This window comes from Nocardia sp. NPDC059195, from assembly GCF_042754695.1.
Lineage (GTDB): Bacteria > Actinomycetota > Actinomycetes > Mycobacteriales > Mycobacteriaceae > Nocardia.
Genome location: NZ_JBHZBG010000007.1, coordinates 91067 through 110835, shown reverse-complemented (window position 1 = coordinate 110835; position 19769 = coordinate 91067). Strand labels below are relative to the sequence as shown.

7 protein-coding genes are annotated in these 19769 nt (G+C 69.2%); 5 read left to right on the top strand and 2 right to left on the bottom strand.

What is annotated here, in order from left to right; translation table 11 throughout:
• Positions 1 to 112: 112 nt before the first annotated feature.
• Entirely contained in the window at positions 113 to 556 is a 444-nt protein-coding gene (gene dtd / locus ACFXKN_RS12070) for a D-aminoacyl-tRNA deacylase (protein WP_379432995.1), read from the bottom strand.
• A gap of 56 nt (positions 557 to 612) precedes the next feature.
• On the bottom strand, positions 613 to 2121 hold the full coding sequence (locus tag ACFXKN_RS12065) for a hypothetical protein (RefSeq protein WP_379432960.1): 1509 nt from the start codon (positions 2119 to 2121) through the stop codon (positions 613 to 615).
• Between the two features lie 305 nt (positions 2122 to 2426).
• Between ACFXKN_RS12065 and ACFXKN_RS12060 the strand changes: the two genes are divergently transcribed.
• The 5 genes from ACFXKN_RS12060 (at position 2427) to ACFXKN_RS12040 (ending at position 19746) form a co-directional block, all read left to right on the top strand.
• Complete coding sequence (locus ACFXKN_RS12060; protein WP_378953828.1) at positions 2427 to 4376, top strand: hypothetical protein; 1950 nt, start codon at positions 2427 to 2429, stop codon at positions 4374 to 4376.
• Complete coding sequence (locus ACFXKN_RS12055) at positions 4373 to 5164, top strand: ESX secretion-associated protein EspG (protein ID WP_378953830.1); 792 nt, start codon at positions 4373 to 4375, stop codon at positions 5162 to 5164. The genes ACFXKN_RS12060 and ACFXKN_RS12055 overlap by 4 nt, the downstream gene beginning before the upstream one ends.
• Positions 5165 to 5318: 154 nt before the next feature.
• Positions 5319 to 5648: a hypothetical protein gene (locus ACFXKN_RS12050; protein ID WP_378953832.1), complete on the top strand. Its 330-nt coding sequence runs from the start codon at positions 5319 to 5321 to the stop codon at positions 5646 to 5648.
• 8 nt (positions 5649 to 5656) lie between these two features.
• Entirely contained in the window at positions 5657 to 6127 is a 471-nt protein-coding gene (locus tag ACFXKN_RS12045) for a YbaB/EbfC family nucleoid-associated protein (RefSeq protein ID WP_378953835.1), read from the top strand.
• An 11-nt stretch (positions 6128 to 6138) separates the two neighbouring features.
• Positions 6139 to 19746 carry a hypothetical protein gene (locus ACFXKN_RS12040; RefSeq protein ID WP_379432959.1) on the top strand — a complete coding sequence of 4536 codons (13608 nt, stop codon included), beginning with the start codon at positions 6139 to 6141 and terminating at the stop codon, positions 19744 to 19746.
• Positions 19747 to 19769: the final 23 nt, after the last annotated feature.

The window sequence follows — 19769 nt, the reverse complement described above, 5'->3', positions numbered from 1 at the left end:
CGGACATGAACAGTGCGCTCGAAGACACGTACGAATCTGCGTGGGACGAGTGGAACTCGGCAGGCGAGGACGCGGTGTGGTCATCCGCGCTCGCTGACGGTCTTGACTGAGTTCAGCCTTCGAGCAGGACGGTGATCGGGCCGTCGTTGGTGAGTTCGATCTGCATGTGGGCGCCGAATTTTCCGGTGGCCACGGTGGCGCCGAGTTCGCGCAGGGTTTCGGCGAAGGTGTCGACGAGGGGTTCGGCGAGGGGGCCGGGGGCGGCGGCGTTCCAGGAGGGGCGGCGGCCCTTGGCGGTGTTGGCGTAGAGGGTGAACTGGCTGACGACCAGGATGGGGGCGTCGAGGTCGGCGGCGGAGCGTTCGCCGTCGAGGATGCGCAGGCGGTATGTCTTGTCGGCCAGGGCTTTCGCGATGGTTTCGGTATCGGTGTGGGTGGCGCCGACCAGCGCGAGCAGTCCGTGGGGGACACCGTTCGACGCCGGGTCGATGTCGCCGACGACCTGACCGTCGACGCTCACCTTGGCGCTGGTCACACGCTGCAGCAGTACTCGCACAGTCACCGATCATGCCGGGCGTCTGCGCGCCGGGATATTCCGGGGCGGCTGGTCGGTCAGTTCTTGCCGAAGAAGAGAATATTCGGGCCGTAGTCGGTGAGCGGGGACTTCTCCGCGGCCTGGCGGATACCCGCGCCGGGGAGTTCGGTGACCTTCGCGAACATTTCGGCGTTGCCGAAGGCGGCTCTGACCTGAGTTTCGGAGGCGTAGTCGGCGCCGTAATCGGCTAACGTCGCGAAATCCAGGGGGGCCAGCGGGGTGTCCAGCGGTGCCTGTCCGGCCGGTCGGCCGAGGGCGGCGTACTGAGTGGCGACGCCGTCGTCGTAGAGGCACAGTTCGTAGGAGATCTTCTCGATCGTGGCGACGGTCAGCACCGGCCACTTCGCCGAAAGGGCAACCGCGAGCGGGTGTTTACCCAGGGCGCCGATCTCCCAGTTGAGGCTCTTCACCGAAATCCAGCTGCCGGAGGACTTCTCGACCAGCACGACATCGGCGCCGAGCTGGGTGTCGAGGTTGGTCTTGGGTTCTTTGACGCCCCAATGCTTCTCGTGCACACCCGCGAACCTGCCCGCGTCCACCGGTTCGGCCCCGTCCTGAGCGAACGCGTCGACGATCGCGGCTCGCACCTGATCGAGACCGTCGGGCGCCGAACAACGCACGGCGATCGCGCCGTAGGTCGCCGAGATCTCCACCGGCCGCGACGGCGGCTCCGGCATCGCCCCGGCCGCAAGGGGTTTGAGGCCGACGAGCGCCAGCCGCCAGTTGATCTCGTCGATCGTGGCCAGGTCGCCGCCCGACTGGTAGAGGATCTGCTGCTGGGTCAGCCGCCCCGCGCGTTCCAAGGTCTGCGCGCCCAGCTTCACCAGCGCCTGCGTGGTCTTGACCGTGAGATCGAGTTCCTCGACCCGAGTTTCACGCAGTTTCGCGGTACTCGCGGTGGTGGTCACCTCGGAGTACAACGCGCGATAGGTCGCGATGGCCTGCTTGCGCGAGCGGCCGACCATCAAGGTGCGCAGCAAGCTGCTCAGGCTCGCCAGATACTTGCCGGGCTGCTCGGACGCGCGCGCGTACATGGCCGCGCGAATCCGCACCGCCGACTCGCTCGCCGCCACCGCCGCGTCGTGATCGAGCCGCATCAGCCACACGCCACACTTGGACAGCCCGTCGGCGCACATGGCCGAGACATCCGGGTAGTCCTGCGCGACCTGCCGATACGCCGAACACGCGCTGCGAATGGTGTTGGTGGCGAGCTGCCGGTGCCCGACCAACCGGGTCGCCTGCTCGAACAACCGCAACGCGTCCTGCAGCGCACCCGCGTACTCGTAGGAGACGAACCCCTCGACCAGCCAGTGCAGCCGGATGGCCACCGCTTCCTGGGCGGGCTCCAGCGCCTCGGCGGTGCGATCGCGACCTGACGGATCGTCGCGGGTGGCGAGCAGGCCCTGGGCGAGTTCGGTGAGTGAACCGGCCAGGCGCAGGTAGTCGTCGGAGTGCTGGCTGCGGGTGTTGGCGCGATTGGCCGCGACGCGCCGTTCGAGGTCGCTCAGGTCGCTCAGGTCGGTCATGAGCAGTTCCGTCGGGACGTCAACCTGAGAGCCCTATCGTTCGTTCGGTCATCGGCCGGTGGACGGCCGCTTGCGCTTCGATCGAGTCTGTCACAGATCGGTCTCGGCCGTCGGATCGTGATCGGATTGCTGGATTACTTCCGGTGCGGGCTCTCGGCGGGTCGGCACACGGCCGGCCGCAGCGCCGATCGTTCGCCTAATCGTGAAGTCCTGGGGCTGTGCATGTTTCGCCGTGGTCGTTAGACTCCGACACGATCGAGCCCGTCGGCGAGGGTCGCCGGTGGTGTGCGTCGAGGAGCGAGTGCGTGGGTAACGAGACTCCCTGGTCGGGGTTGGCCGGTAGGGCTAAGGTTCGGGTCGAGACGGGTGCCGCGCTCGATGCCGCCAAGGCGTGTAGCGACGCGATCGATGTGTTCAACGCTTGCCTGGCGATCGTCGGTGCGTCGAAATTCGGGCACTTCACCGGTGACGAACTCGGCGGGTCGGAAGTTATCGCAGGCCCGCTGCTGGCCACCCGGTTCGAGATCGAGGCGTGGGACGCCAAGGAATGTCTCGATCGGCACGTCGCCTCGTTGACCGACATGATGGACCTGTTCAAATCCGCTGGTAACACCTATACCGGCGCGGACCACATGTCGAGCACAGAGATCGCCGCGTTGAAGGCCGACAAGACCAAACTCGGCGACGTGGCGCCCTCGAAGGCCCAGCAGGACAAGCTGGGCACGTCGATGGGCAAGACGGGCGACTCGTATCGCCCCGGCTACTACGACGCGGACGACGTGAAGAAGCACGAAGCCGACGTCGACGTCGCGTCGGTGCCCAAGATCAAGCCGAAGGGTAAGCCCAAGGAGATCGAGCCCATTCCGGTGGCCTCGCCGGAAAGCATGGACTGGGGGGAGCTGCATCGCCTCGGTGTCCGGATCCAATGGGCCGGCGTCGGTGACGCGGCGACCCTCTGGGCGAATATGGCGACCGAGGTCTACAAGGCCGCATCGCAGCTGGAGGCGAAGCTGCAGAAGATCACCACCGAGAGCTGGGAAAGCCAGGGTGGTGACGCCGCGTTGAAGGCGATCACGACCTACGCCAAGTCGGTATACGACCTGTCCGGTGACTTCCGGATGACCGAGGCCAACATGCGGTACACGGCGGACTGGTTGTACTCCACGAAGGTGGCGATGCCGCTCGGCGAGAACGAGCCACGTGGCTGTGGCGACGATGTCGGCGACAAGCAGGAGGCGTATCGCGTCCACTATGTCGACGGTCTGGATCAGACGACGAAGCTCTTCCCTGTCTTTACCGAAGCTGCCGCGCCGGCCGGACCTGTCGAGAAGCCGAAAGACGAATCGGGTGGCCAGAAAAAGCCCTCGGATCAGCAGTCGGGTGGACAGAACGGCGGATCCCAGCAAGGTGGTGGCGGGTCCCAGGGTGGTGGCGGGTCGCAACAGGGTGGTGGCGGGTCCCAGAAGAGCGGGTCCGGGGGTGGCGGCTCTCCGCAAGCTCAGGCTCAGCCGCAGATCACGCCCGAGGGGCAGGCTGCGCAGAAGACCGCCGAGCAGATCCAGGCCGGCGTCATCCCGTCCACGCCTACCGGAACCGGGTCTGCGGGAAAGGGTTCGACCGGTTCGGGTTCGACGGGCACGGGTTCGTCGAGTGCGACGAACCCCGCCTCCGGCGCCTCGCGAGCGGGCATCGTGGGCCAGCAGACGGGCAGCACGCAGTCCGGCTCCGGGTCGAGTTCCGGCACCGAGATGTTGTCCTCGCTGATGTCGGCGGTGACGTCGACGGTCTCCTCCCTGTCCGAGGCGCTGCCCAATCTGCTGACCGCGCTGCAACAGATCTCCACGGATGTGACCGCGGGTATGCCGGACCTGAGTCAGCTCGGCGCGGTTTTCGACCAGTTCCCCGATCTGGCGTCGATGCTGTCGGACTCGCCGGAGGTCAACAGTCTGATCTCGGCCAACCCCGCGTTGGAGCCGATCGCCGCCATGCTGGGGATCGAGGTGGCGGACGCACCAGCGGTCACCGAACCGGCCGAGACCGCGGAACTTCCGGTGACCGCGTCGGCCGCAGGCGCCTTCCCCCGCGCCGCGCTGCCCGACTTCTCCAACCTGCTCCCGAGCCTGGCGGAGGTCGGCGCACCGTTGCCCGGTCTGGTGGAAGCGGCCCCGCAGGCCGAGGTCGTGCCCCTGCCCCAAGCCGTCGGCGAAGGCGACGGTTCCGCCGCTTCGGCTGCCCGATTGGTGGTCGGCGAGTGAGCCGGACATGGGAATTCACCGATCTCGAGTTCTACGTCCTGTGGCGGCGATTGACCGGAAACCGGCTGCCGAACCCGCTCACCTTCAAGACGAACACGCGGTTGCTCGCCGATTTCGAGCGTGAGAGCTACGAGACCTGGGAACGGTTGCAGCACACCCTCGACCCGGTGATTCGAACTGTCTTCGAGGTGCTCGAACGCCCGGATGTGTGGGTGCGACTGCGTGGCTGGCGAGATTCGCAGGAGAGCGACCCGCAGTACTGGGTGAAGGCTCGCGCGGCGCGGGTGGGCGCCAACGGGTACCTCGTCTACCAGCGGCCGGGCGAAACCTATACGCACAGTGGCGGTTACGTGGTAATCGACTGTGGCCCGTACGGGATCGCGGAGGCGCTCGTCGACCTGATGCCCGTGGTCGGCGCGGGCAGCGGTGGCCTCATTCCGCTGACGACCGACGCCGAACCCGAGGAGCATCAGCCGCGCGCCTCGATGTTCTTCGAGGAGGCCGACACCTCGGTGGCCCGGCGCAGTGCGGAGTTCTTCGACATTCCCGCCGATCGCACCGGAACCATCGATATCCTCCAGAACAAATCCATGTTCGGCTCCCGCGGTATGCATCGCGAGATCCTGATCTGGCGTGATCTGCCCGACGACGGCCGCTACACCATCGAGGTGCCCTCGGACGCGCCCGTCGCGACGCCGATGTCGCGACCTGCGTTGATCGAGGCGGTCAACGCGGGCATCGACCGCATGATGGGCCGGGTCGAGGCGCACTGGGAGGCCAGCGCTTAACTCGGGAGTCGAAGCTGCTCTCCAGCAACACGATCCGCGCGGCATAGTGCCGTTCACGTTGCCGTCACCTCGGATTCGTCTTACAGTCACAGTGACGTCTTCAACGATCTGAACTGGTGCGGTGCGCCGCGTAGGCGCTGGAAGAGGGCAACCGATGACGGACAAGAAAGTCGAGTTCGATTCCGGCCTGTTCTTCAAGGCCGCCGACGCGACCGGCCGTGTCCGTGACCGGATCCAGGGTGTGCTCGACACCCTGGCGGCCTCGACGGCGAGCCGCGAAGGATGCTGGGGCACCGACACACTCGGCGCCAACTTCTTCTACGGCCCCGACGGTGACAACGGCTACGACTCCTCGCGCGAGAACACCGTGGACAACGCGGACAGCATGGCCACCGGCATGAACAACCTCTCCACCGGTCAGTACGAGAGCGCGGTGCTGCTCAGGGACATGGAGCAGGGCAACCGCGACGGCCTGCGCGGCTGAGCGAGCGCATGACCAACGAGCAGGCCAGGTCCGATCTGCACACCGTGATCGACGGGGTGCAGGAGCAGTTCCACACGATCGCGCGAATTCAGCAGGAGCGTGCGGAGATCATCGGCACCGCTACCGTGCGCAAGCGGGTGACGGTGACGGTGAACGCCGACAATCGAGTGATCGAGACGAAGTTCGCCGCCGACATCGATGACCTCGACTACGCCGAGATCGCCAAGGCGGTCACCGAAGCCGCGCAGCAGGCCGCCGCCGAGGTCGCTCGTAAGACCGCGGAGCTCACCGCGCCGTTTCAGCAGCAGCGTGCGCGGATGCCCAAGCTGAGCGACCTGATCGACGGCATGCCGGAGCTGCGGATCCCGGCGCCGGTCGAGGCGTCGCTCGCCCCGCCGAAGGCGCGAGATCGACCAGCCGAGAACGACGATCAGGGCAATCGTGGCGGATCCGGCACCGCGACGGATTCGAGCTGGTGACCTAGCGCCGCATGATCGAGCTGCCTGATGAGCTGAGCTGGCTCAAGATCGTCGCGGGGATGGAGTGGCCCGAGGGCGACGAAACCGCGATGTGGAAGCTGGCGCAGGACTGGCGAACCGCCGCCGACGGTCTGCGCGCGATCCTGCCCGACATCGATGACGCGAAGGCCGCCTCGCTGAAGGCGTATCCGTCCGGTGAGGGCGTCGTGGAGATGACCAAGGCGCTCGACAGCATGCGCACCGGTGATCAGTCGCTGGGCAAGCTCGCCGGGTATTTCGACCTCGTCGCCGAATCGGTCGACGGCGTCGCCATGGAAATCGAATACACCAAGATGATGTTCTGGACCTCGCTGCTCCTGCTGGCCGCGGAGCTGGCGGCGGCGTGGTTGTTCCCGCCGACGGCGCTGCTGGTGGAGGGCCTCGCGATCGCCGCGACCAGGATCGCGGTGCGCATTCTCGGCGAGCGCGCGACGGCCGCGATCATCCGGTGGATCGGGCGGGCCGCGGCCAACGCCGTCGTCAAGTTCCTGGCCAGGCACGTCGCGATCGACGCGACGCTCGGCACCATGCAGGAGTACCTGGTTCAGCAGTGGCAGGTCGACAAGGGCAGCCGCGACAAGCTCAATGTCGACCAGATCATCGTGACCGCGATCAGTTCGGCCGCCGGCGGTGCGGCGGCTGGGCCCGCGGGCGACGCGATGGGCAATTGGCTCAAGAACAATGGCGTCACCGATAAGTGGTTGCAATCGGCGATCACCGGCCCCGCTGCCGGGCTGGTCGGCGCGGGCGCCGGGCTGGCCGCCGCGACCGCGACCCAGTTCGGCATCGATGCCTACCGATTCGATCTGGACACGGCGTGGGACAACGCCAAGAAGTCGTTGACCACGATCGACCCACTGATGTTCACCGCGGGCGCCAGCAACGGCTTCATGTCGGGCGTGAACAAGGTCGGTGCGAACACGGCGTGGCAGCACATGGCACCGGGGATGACCGGCCGGTCCGGTCTGGCGGATCGGCTAAATCCACTGCTCGGGGAATTCGGGAACATCGGCGCGGGTGAGGGTTCCGGTGGTCGGCAGGGTGGTGAGAACGGCCCTGGTGGCCGGGCCGAGGGTGAGGGTGGGGACGGTCCACGTGCGCGCGGAGCAGGTGAGGACGAGCTCGGCGTAGGCCCGGATGGCGAGGCGCGCGGGGGCGACGACCCGGAGACGAGGGGCGAGCGGCGCGACGACACCGCGGGACAGAGCAGCCGCGGGCCCGGCGACGGCTCGGCGATGCGGCCCGCGGGTGCCACCGACCCGGGCGCGGCCGGTCCCGGCGGTGACCAGCGGGCGGGCTCTGGCGAGACCTCGCAGAAGACGGGTGTCGACGCGCCGCGCGCCGAGGGTGATTCCGCTCGCGGTGAGGGTGGTGCACCGGTACGCGATGAAGGTGGTCCGCAACGGAGCGCCGAGAGCGATGAATCGGATCAGTCTGGCGGACAATCGGATTCGGCCGTCCAACGTGGCGATGATCATCGGGCAGGATCGGCCGAGCAGGGCGGGGCGACTCGTGGCAGCGACGATGGGGTTGCGCAGCAGGGGAATGGGTTGCACCCCGCTCGTGCGAACGGCCCCGAGATCGCCGCCGGGCCGGTGAGCACAGCCGCGGCAACCGGGGCCGCGCACGGCGCCCCGGCGAGTGTGGGTCAGGCACCCGCGACCCCGGCGAGTGCCGGTCAGGCACCCGCGACCCCGGTGACGGCGGGTCAGGCCGCCGCTCCGGCGAGTGCGGGGCAAGCACCCGCCGCTCCGGCGAACGCGGGCCAACCCGCTACCCCCGGACCTGCCGCAGTACAGGGCGCCGGAGACGTGAAGCCCGGTGGTGCTCAGACGACACCCGCGCGATCGGGTCTCGCACCCGAGATGCACGCACCCGGTGATGCTCCCGGTGCCGACCGGTCGAGCGTCGCCGAGGCCAGGGCGGGTGCGCCGGAGACCCGCGGTGGGTTGCCGCAGTCCTCCACCGAACGGCCGCGCATCGGCGACGGCTCGATGGCAAGGCCGGACCCGGAAAGCCGGGCGGGCACGCGTGCGGGCCGCGGCGATACCGTCGCGCCGATCCTGCCGGTAGTGGCACCGGGCGGGCAGGCGGCCGCGCGGACGACGCGGACAGGCACTCGATCCGACGGCACCGATCCCACCCCCGGCGCGGGCGACGAAATGCGCAGCGGCCGCAAACCGGACCCGGAGACCATCGACGAACCCCAGGTGCGCGATATCTTCGACAGCTACCTGCCCAATGGTGAAGGCGTTGTGTACACCCCGCACAGCACCTCCATCGGTGACGATCCACGCACCCATCGGGTACGCGAGAACGCGCGCAACGAGGGTATGCACGACGTGATCGTGCACGGCTCCGAGGACGGCGCGCCCATTCCCGGCGACCGGTCCGAGGTGCATCCGCAGCAGATCGTCGACGCGATCCTGCTCAACCCGCACTATGTGCGTGGTACGCCGGTGCGGTTGCTGTCGTGCCACAGTGGCAACGACAACGGGTGGGCTCAGTACGTCGCCGACCGGATCGACGCGCCGGTGCTGGCACCGACGAAACCCGTTGGCGCGCCCCGTACTCCGGACTCGCCCGTGCAGGTCGCGCCGGACGGCGAATGGCGTACGTTCCCCTTGCCCGCCAACCCAGCGCCGCAGGTCGAGGGCGACTCCGCGGCACCACCTGCGCGTGATCCGGATGACCTACACAATGACGCCGACTGGCGGTACGGCCTCGATGTGATGGGCGAGGACGGGCCACGGCTCGAGCCGAGTTCGTTCCTGCAGCCCGATCCCGAGCTGCCTGCGATGGTCGTGCCGCCACCACCGAGTACCGATTCCCACCTGCTCGGCGTGCTCGATCCAGCGAGCACGACCAGGGAGAACGGGCTGATCACCCATGTCGGCGGGGAGCCGATCGCCGATTTCGTGCGCAGGCTCGGGCTGGAACGGCAGGCGGATTTCGTGCAGGCCGCCAAGGACAAGGTGCTCAGCAAGAAGGCGCAGGGCGCGGTGGTGTCGGTCGGGATCGACCGGGCCACCGGGCGGGTGTACGAGGCGGCCAACGGTCGGGTCGGTGATGTGATCCTCGATGCCGACGTGCATCCGACGCTGCGACAGCGGCTGAACGAGATGCGGGCGGGCACTTACACTCGCGGCGACGATCCGGAGACCTTCAACCAGCCGCACCCCGACGAACCGCTGGCGCACGCCGAAGTGAAGACCACCAACCAGATCCTGCACGATCGGGCTCGGTTGAGGGAGACGCCGGAGTGGGGTCATCTGCGCGATGACGCCGACGCGCTGCCCGACATCATCAACTCGCCGATGTTCGTCAAGGGTGTGCGGATCTTCGCGCCGTGCTGCGCCAACTGCACCAACCTGCTGAGCGGTACGGAGAGCGCGACCGGATATCAGAATGGTTACCCGCCAGGCGATTTCACCCCCTTCGATCATGTGCGGCGCAATGCCGACGGGGTGATCGAATCGCTGGTCGGCCTGGATATCCTCACCCCACAGCCGGACCCGGCGATTACCGGGCCACCCGACGCCGGCGCTACGCCACGTCAGGAGATGGACGCCTCGACGGCCGAACATCGCAGGCTCACCGACGAAGCGGAGCGCATCCGAGCCGAATTCGCCGATCGTCTCGCTCGCCTGGCCGGCACCGCACCCGATGTCGACGCGAACTCCGATTCGCTTGTTCGGCAGGCTGATTCGTTGCTGGCTGAGGCGAACGCCAGGCTCGACGAACTCGCAGGGCAGGCCGATGCGGAGTTGGCGCGAACCCTGGATCAGCTCATCAGGGTGGAACAAGAATTGGCCGCGCGCGACAGTCTCGATCAAGACCCGGACGGGTCGCCGTCGCAGCGTAGTCATGCGGCCCGGGCAGAGCAGCTCGCGCGTGATACGGAGTTCGCCGTGCGGCGCGCCGAACAGGCCGAGGCGCGGCATCAGGCCGCGCTCGACCAGATCAGCCACCTCGGTCGTGAACTGGCCGCACAGGCCGAGCAGATCAGAGCGACGCGCGATCCCGATGCGGTGCAAGAACAACCACGCGCCCGGTCCGACGAGACGACCACTCGTGACCGGTCCGACGACACACGTGACCGGGCCGAGGACTCGCGCGATCGGGCCGACGACGCACGCGACCGCGCCGACGACGCACGCGACCGTGGCTCCGACGACGACATCGACTGGCTCGGCAGCCGTCGCGATGACGACGACGGTGAGCACGTCCCGCCCGCGGCCGACGAGTCCGGCGGCGCGAACAAGCCGCCGACGCGTCCACTCGCCCCCGCGAGTGCCCCCGATCCGGGCGAGGGTGCCGGAAACGCGCTTCCCCCAGGCGAACCCGGTGCGACGCCGGTGCGCGCGGACGAGCCGGGCATCGTCCATGTCACGGTCGACGGTGAGTCGGTTCCGGTGCGGGTGGAGCCCGCGGGCACCGACAACTGGCGACTCGCCACGCGGCCGGACAACACACCGGCGACACCCGAGGAACCACCCGCACCCGTGCCGGCGACCGGGTTGCGCGGGGTGGTGAATCGGCTGCGCGGCCTCGTCGGCCGGCGGAACCCGGACCACGTGGCCGGGAGCGGAATCGACGGGTTCACGCCGTTGCGCGACGGCGCGCAGGCGCTGCAGCCGGGGCACCAGCTCCCCACCCCGCACAGTCCGCCGGCGCACCCAGGTCAACATGAAATCCGGGAGGCGCCGGACGCCGGTCACGCGGTCATGGGCCCCGGCTTCATCACCACGGCGATCACCTTCTATCGCGGCCGTGCCCACGCACCGATCCTGGGTCGCTTCTCGTCGTTGCGGCCCGAAGTCGCGGGCGAGCACGTGCCGGTCCACGACGACGACGGCACTGTCCATGAGCCGGAGCTCACCGAAAGCGATCCGGCAGAGCTGCGCGCGATGGCGCTCGACCAGCTCGACGTCCAGCGTATTTCCCGGGGCGAGGCACGAAATATGCTCCTGCACGCGCTCGACCGTGCCGAGGGCGAATTGCGACGCCAGATCATCGACGACCTCGACATTCGTGGCCTGATCGCGCTCGACGACGCCGAGACGCTGCGACGCGGTGAGACCCCGTGGTGGGACGAACCGCTGCCCGCCCCCGAGTCGTCGCAACTACCCGTGGCCGACAACTCGTTGACCGGTCTGGCGGCGCGCTTCGGTTTCAACCTGCCCGACGAGTCGCCGCTGACCGTGCGCCGAGTGGTCGACGAGCAGACCTACCTGGCCTGGCGGGACGCGGCGGCGGTCGAAGGGCTGGCGGCTGCCGGCCGCCGCGCCGAGCTCGAGAGCACTGTTCATTATGTCCGTACGTCCGACCCGGACCCGCGAGCCGCACTCGACGGCGGTACCCCACACCCGGAGATCGCAGGATCCGCGCCGCCTGCCGAGGGTGCGGTGCCCGCTCAGCTCGACGACCTCGGCGGACCCGGCCGCCCTGTTCCGCTCGCCGGGTTGCCCATCGCCTACAACGAAAGCCACCTAGACACGTTCCTGCGCGAATTGATGACCGCTTTCGGCAGCGGCACGGCCATGATCGACGTGGGCGCGGTGGGCAACGGCGCGGACGCGCTGCCGATTTTCCGCGAGCTCGGCACCGAGCCAGGCGGCGACTCGGTCCAGCGCATGTACTTCGAGCAGGCGTTCCGGCGCATGCAGCTGCTCGACGAAGTAGCCACATGGGCACGACATTTCGAGGTCGATCCGGTCGCGATGCGCGGACCGGAGCGGGATTCGATCATCGCGGAGCTGCGTGCGGCGGCGCAGCTGCGGGCCGAGCAGCTCGGCGAATTCATCGCCGCGGCCGAACCGGTATTGCGGATCACCCGCGACGTGGTCGGCGCGAACTTCGGTGATCAGGTCGCCCGGATACCGCTGGGCGAAGGACAGCCGGACCGGCTGCTGGTCATCGAAGGGACGCTGGACCGCGACAGCGCGCTGGCACAGGTGCTCGCCGACCATCCCCAGCTCGGCGACGATCTCGCCACGGGCACACTGCAGCTGGAATTCCGGACCGCGCGGGTGGACGCCTTCGGCACGATCCACCTCGATCCCGCGCCGACGCCGGATGTCCGGCAGATCAGGCAGATCAGCGATGGTCGCGAGCTGGTGGTCACGATGCTGCGCGACGGTGACGGCGAATGGCGGGCCGTGCAGGCACCCGAGCCCGGTGCGACCGTCGGCGGGCCGCCGCCGCTGCCGCGCACGCGCGCCGAGTTGCTGACCGAGTTGGTCGATGTGGCACAGGAACTCGGGCTAGGACATCGGCAACTGGATGTTCGCCGCATCGATGACGCGGTCGCCGACCTGCGCGTCGACAACGCGGTGCGGGCCGCGCTGCTGGAGGGAATGGCCGATTTCGCGCGCTACGCGCGGGCGATCGACGAGTACACATCGATCAGTGACAAGTACAGCAAACTGGCCGACACATTCGAACTCACCGCCGCCGAACTGACCGCGGATCGGTTGGGCGAACTCCTGGCCGATCGCGGTCAGCCCCGTTCCCGGCGCAGGCAGCAATACGAGGCTCTCGCGGCGTACGCCGAAAAGCTGCGCGGGATCGATCCCGACGGCGTCGACGCCGCGCGTGCGCAGCTCACGACTGCGCTCGGGCTGGAAGCGGATGCGCTGCAACCGAAGAAGTTCACCGCGAACGAGGAAACCAACAAGTTCGACTACGAGCCCGATCCCGAGGCCTTGGACTGGGAGAAGCTGCTCTCGGAGGTCAGGGATCGCGAGCGCCGTGAGCCGGCTGTCGCGGCGGCGCTGGCAGAGTACGTGGCAAAGCTGAACGAGCTCGACCCGTACTCCGACGTAGCGCGCGGCGACCGCAGCGCCGACCCGCGTCGCCTCGGCCCGCTGGCGATCTTCGACCCGATGGCGATCCATGCCCTGCGCGAGGTGATCGCGGCCGCGCTGCCCGACGGCGATCCACTCGACTTCGCCCGGTTGCTGGCGGACAACGCCCACCGCGCCTTCGGCGCCGATACGACGCAGGGTTCGAGAGATCCACGGCCGCAGCCGAATCCGGATTGGATGCTGCTGGTCGGGCTCGACCTCACCACGCTCGACGAGAAGGGCTACTACGACGCGTACGAGAAGTTCCGCGCGGGCGATCCCGATCAGCATGCGGGACTGGATCGCGAGGGGCTGGAAGCGGAGCTGAACAAGCTGCGTGGCGAGGTCCGCCGCCGCGCCGCGCTCATCGACCGACTCGTCCAGCTCAGCGACGAGTTCTACCGGCCCACCGCGGCGCCGACGCCCGACAACGCACCCGAATCCGACGGTCCACGTGTGCTCGACCCGAGCCCGCCCGACCCGAACCAGCCCGACCCGACGTCGCCGTCCAACCCCACGCCGCCGCGCGACCCTGCGCTTCCGCCCGGGCAGGCGCTGACACCTGGACCTGCGCTGCCGTCTGGGCAGGCGCCTACGTCGGGACCTGCGCTGCCGTCCGGACCGGCGCCTACGTCGGGACCTGCGCTGCCGTCCGGACCGGCGCCAACGCCGGAACCTGCGCCGCCGCCTGGACCTGCAACTCCGCCTGGACCTGCAACTCCGCCTGGACCTGCAACTCCGCCTGGACCGGCGCTCCCGTCCGGACCGGCAACTCCGTCCGGACCGGCGCTCCCGAGTGGTCCGGCGGCAACGCCTGACCCGGTCGCTGGGACGCCGAGCAGTTCGGTCGATCCTGATTCGACGCCGCCGCGTCGAGCCGAACCCGGTCCGACGCCGCCGGACAACAGCGCTGACCCAGCGGCCGACAACAGGCCCGTGCCTGCTCGGTTCGGCGACGCGGCCACCCGGCAGCTCGAGTTGTTCACCGAGTCGCAGCGTCAGATCGCCGAGCATGCCGATGCGGATTCGGCGCGCCGGCTCGACCGGCTGGCCGAAGTGCTCGATGGGCTGCGTGATCCGGTGGTCGGGCTCGATGGGCGGCCCGACGCGACGGCGCTCATCGATGCCGCGCGCGCTCGCGAAATCGACCGGATGACAGCCGGATTCGAGGAACTTCAGGCGCGGGCCGAGGCCGCGCATCGGGCGGCGCTGGATCACCTGCAACAGGTCGCCGACGAGCTCACCGCACAGGCGGAACATCTGCGGATGATGCGGGAATTCGACGCCGCGCAGCAGCATCCGAGCGCGGAGTCACCCGACCGGGCACGCGAGGACGACGGCGACGACCCGGAGCCGGACGCGGGAACCCCCGCGAACCCGGACGAGCCGCCGAAGACCCCGCCCGCCGACCACAGCCGCACACCCGGCGACGACATCGACTGGATGGGCGGCGACCCCGAACCGCGACCCCGCTACGGCGAGGACAACGCGGGTCAACCGGCGAGGTGGCGGACGAGCCCCACCGACATCGCGGCCGCGGAAGTCCGGGATGTCCTCGCGCACAGCGATCTAGGCACGCGGGCGGTGCGATCGCTGGCCGCCGCCGACGCCGCGATCCGCTTCACGCCCGAAACCCTCGAAGCCGGCGGTGCCGACCACTTCGACGGCCGCACGATGGCGGTGGTGATCGGCGCCGAGGGACGCAGCCAGATCGCGCAGGGAGCAGGCGTGATCCGGGCGGGCGTGCTGGCCGACGCGGTGCTCGCCGGCGACCTCGAGGTGGCCCCGGCCCGGATCGCCGGCCTCGACCGCGACGCCCACATCGACGCCAGGTTGCGGGCGGAGGCGATGGCGCTCGGTAGGCAGGCGGAGTTCCATCGCGAAATGTCGAACGCCGGTTACGACGTGTCGGCGGCACCGCTGCGCGACCTGATCGACAGCGACTACCGGCAGGACCTGGAAGCCTCCTATCTCGCGGCGTTCGATGAGGCAGTCGCCGCGGCCCGCACCGCCGAGCCGACTATCGACGGCGACCGGCTCCTCGATCTCGCCCGGTCCGCGGGCGCCGACCGTCTGCTGGCGGGCGAGCGGTTCGACGCGGCCGACTTCCCGCACGGCGGTCGGAGTTTCCGGGATATCGCAGGCCGGGAATGGGACAACGCACTCGCGCACACCCCGCCGCCCGGACTGCGCGAGTACGTACCGTCGACGCCGGCGCACGCCCGCGCCGTCGACGGCTTGGTGCGCGCGCAGGCGGCGACGGTCCGCGAACTGCATCGGATCGAAACCGATTGGCAGCGAGTGGCTTCCAGGCTGCAGGAGCGGATGAACATCCGCGACGACGAGCTCGGACCCGGTCGACGCGAAACCGCGGATCTCCTGCTGGAACGTATTCGCCACGTGTTCATGCCGCACCTCACCGAAGAAGTGCACGTCCTGGACGCGCTCACGCACCGGCACGCGGAAGTCGTCGCGGCGCGCGCACAGCTGGTCGGCGATGTCACCGCGGCGGTTCGCGCTGATCTCGGTGTGCCGGTGACCGTGCACGGTGACGCGACGGGTGTGCTCTACGTCGGTGACGCATCGGCCACCCACACTCCCGCCGAACCGGCACCACGCTCGGGCTTCGTCGAGCACCGGATGCCGCCGCAGCTCGACGGTATCGGCGAGCGCAAGCTGCGCGGCGCCTTCGAGGAACTGGGCGGCGACCCGGTCGGACGCTGGGCGGCGCAGGTGCTCGCCGACAATGCCGTGGCGATCCGCTACAGCGTTGAGCCCGACGCCAGGATCGGGTACGACCCGGTCACCAACGAGACCGTTCTCGATCGCAACGGTGAACGGGGCGACCAGGCGAGGGAACTGGTCATGGCGGCGATGATCGTCGACCTGACAAGGACTTTCGGCGACAACGGCGTCGAACGGTTGCGGATGTCGCGCGACGAATACGTCGCGACGATGCTCGATCGCGCGGCCGAAGCGCACGGGCTGGCGTGGGCGTTCACCCGCGGCGACGAGGGCAATCCCGTTGTGCCACAGGGCGACGCCATCGCACGCACCTACGCCGCGGAGTATCAGCGCGCGTCCGAGCTGGCCGCGCGGATCGGCAAGGACATGACCGCGACGCCGTCCGCTGTGCACGGCGCGGCCCATCGAGCGGGTGTGCGTGCGGTGCGTGCGTCGATCGCCGAGCCGGCGACTGTCGACGGTCGCGGTCTCGCCGATCATCACGGCGCGAATTGGGATCGGGCACACGGGATTCCGGTCAGTGACCAGCCGGGTGATCCGGCCGCGATCGCCCGCGATACCCCGCAGCGCCGCGACCGGCTCGCCGATCAGTTCACGACCGAGATCGAGACCTTCCGAGCGTTGCGCGTGGCAGGGGAGTACATCCCGGTCGGTCCCGCCGAACGTGCCTACGCCGCCGCCCACGACAAAGCCCTGCGTAAAGCCGAGCGGGCCGCGGAGCGTAAGCCCGACGCGCCGGCACCCGAGCGGGTCGCCGCGGACGCCGGTCGTGCCGCGGTGCGTCGCTACCTCGATAAGGCAGGCATCGATACCGCGCAGGTCGCGATGGATCTGGTGCACGGTGGGTTGCACGACGGTGAGCCGCGGTGGGGTCGTCCGCGGCCGGTCGACGCGAGTGCCGACCGGCTGCGCGCCGACGGTCCGGTCGCGCTCGCCGACGCGGTGCCGGCCGACCTCGCGGCGGATGACGCGCTGGCCGTCCAGGCGCTCGACCGATACCTGCAACGGCATCCCGAGGTGCACCGCCTGACCGACTATGTCGCGGTCGCCTCGCCGTATGCGGGGGACTCCGACCGCCGCCTGGTGGTCGTCGCGCCCGCTGGTGAGCATCTGCGGGTGCTCACCGATCTGGCCATCGATCACCCGGAATACTCGAATGTGCTCTGGGACCGATCGCATCGGCTAAGCTATGAGTTGCCGGTGGTCGGTCCGGGTGGGCGGCCCTCGCTGCGCGATATTCCCGCGTCGCTGGCCGAGGGGGTGTTCCGTGCTCCCGATCGCAACGAAGCCGTGGCGCACGCGTTGGCGCGCTACCTGAGCCTGCGCGGGGAGGGGCGGATCCGGCTGGGGTTCGACGACTGGCTGAAGCAGTTGGGCCCCAACAGTTTCCAGGATCAGAGTGTGTTCGCCGACAGCTTCCTGCACGGGCGCCGCCGCGTGCAGGTCTCGATGCTCGCGGACGAATTCACGGCGATCGGTCACCAGATGCACGCCGCCGAACCCGATCGGTACGGGCCGGCCCACCCGGCCGCTGTCGCGCACGAACTGCACACCCGCCAGCTCACGATGCCACCGCGGGACGGGCACCCGCCGCGACCGACACCACAGTACGAAGCGCGCACCGTCGAACTCGGCGGGCGCCCGTTCACGCTGTGGCTGGTCGGCGACGGTGACGGCAACTGGCGCTTGGCGCCGCCGACCGCGCAGGGGCATCCCTCCGATGTGATCGGCCGGGTGCTGCCGGACAGCTGGGTCAGCGATGCCGACACCATCGAGGCCGCCGTCACCCGGATCCTGCAGGACGGCAACGCGAGCCTGGACTCGCTGGAGCGCCGTGGGCTGCTCGGCCGATTGACCGAACGTTTGCGCGACTCCGGCGACCAGCCCGACCAGCAGGCAGGCCCTGATCTCTCGCGCGGCGATACCGCACCGCGCGATGCTCTGCCGCCCAGCGACCAGAGCGACGGCGTCGACTGGATGGGTTCCGATGGTCGCGGCGATGCTGATGGTCGCGGCGATGCTGATGGTCGCGGCGATGCTGATGGTCGCGGCGATGCTGATGGTCGCGGCGATGCTGACGGCCGCGCCGATGCCGACGGCCGCGATCGAGCCGACTCCGGCAGTGCGCAGGCCGAATCCGGCGGCCTGCCCGCGGACGACAGTCGGGTGGCTGCGTCGCGTTACCAGGCGGCCGTCGATCAAGAGCTGGCCGCACTCGACGAGCACCACCGGCTGCTCACCGCTGAGGCCGACGCGGATCTGCGCCGCACCATCGAGCGGATGGAGCAGGTCCGGCAGGCGCTGAGTGCGCCGATCGCCGCGATCAACGACATCGCCGGTGCCGCGCCCGAAGCCGATGTCCGCAGCCGGATCGACACCGTGCTCGCCCGCGAACTCGCGCGCATCGACGCGGAGTTCGACCGTCGTGCGGCCGAAGCCGAAGCGGTGCATCAGGAACTGCTCGATCACCTCGATCGGGTGAGCACCGACATGGCCGAGCGGGCCCGCATCGCCGGTGACCTCGATGCCGCCCAGCGCGAGATCGCCCGGCGTTTCGACGAACTCGACGGGCGCCACCTCGGTACGCCCGAGGCTGCCGCCCGTGCCGAAGACCTGCCCGACCAGCGGTTCACGCCGGACGAACCCGATGGCACCGACAATCACGACCCGGCCGACGGCGACGACCCGCCACCGGACTCCGAGTCGATCCGCGACGACGGCACCGCCACCGACCGACGTGGCGTGCCCCCGCACGCGATGCGCTCGCACATTCCGCATCCGCCGCACGAATACGAGTACGAACTGTCGGTTCCGTTGCCCGGCGACCCGGTGCGCTGGCCGGTGCCCGAGTCGGCGATCCGGAATCACGATGGGGGCGGTGCCGAGTCGGGTAAAGTTCAGCCGAACAGTCAACGTTCGCCGCATGATTCGAGTCAGCCGCACGGCTCCGGCGGCCCGTCTGCGCAGTCGGGTTACGGACAACCGCCATACGGTCAGGGGGGCGGACAGCCGTCGCAAACCGGTTATCCGCAGCCGGCCGGCCAGCAGTACCCGCACGGTTCGCCGCAGGTTCCCGGGTACGCACAGCAGCCACCTGCCCCGCAGTATCCGTCCGGCCGGCCGCAGTCGGCGAATCCCAGCTATCCGCAGGGGCCCGACTATGCGCAGAACGGGCTGCCACAAGGCCCGCAAGGCACCGGACCGCAAGGTTCGGGCTATCCATCGACCGGGCTGCCGCAGGGTTCGGGTTATCCGTCGACCGGCCAGGTTCCGTCCTACCCGCAGAATGGCTCGGGCTATCAGGCACCGGTCGGCCAACCTCCGCACTATCAAGGGGGCGGCCCCGGCTACGCACAACCGCCGACCGGAAACGGCTATGGCGCGACGGGCCAGGGCGGTTCCTCGCTGCCCGCTTATCCGCCGTGGCACACCCCCGCGAATTCCGGGTCCGCGGTACCGCAGGCATCGGCCGGCGGTCAGTACCAGCCGGGAGCCCAGCCGCCGATGATGCCGCCCATGATGCCCATGTCGCCTCAGCAAGGCGGCGGGCGCCGGGCCGGACGAACACCCGAGCGTCCGTACCATCCGGAAAGTCCCACTGATACACCAGTTTTCGTGCAGCCCTACTTCGGCAACGGGGGACCGGCGCAGTTCGATCCGACGACCGGTTCGTTGTTCGCGTCGGCCGGTGGCGGGCTCGCGCTCGGTGGCTTCTTCGCCGATCTCGGTAATGTCTTCGTGGTGTTCTACCGGGACGCGGGCCGGCTGGGTCTGCGGGTCGGTGGGCAGCGGATCGAGCTGGATGGGCCGGTGAGTGTGGAGTGGGCGCAGTCGCAGCAACGACAGACCAGGCTCGCGGTCGTCGTCGCCGGTGTCGTGCGCTGCGAATTGATCTACTGGTCGTTGCCGCCGGAGATGGATCTGGGACTGATGGTCCGCGATGTCATGGCCGACCCGGTTCGCCGGGCCACGATCTTCGGTGGCTGAGCGGGAGATGCCGATCTGGGAGG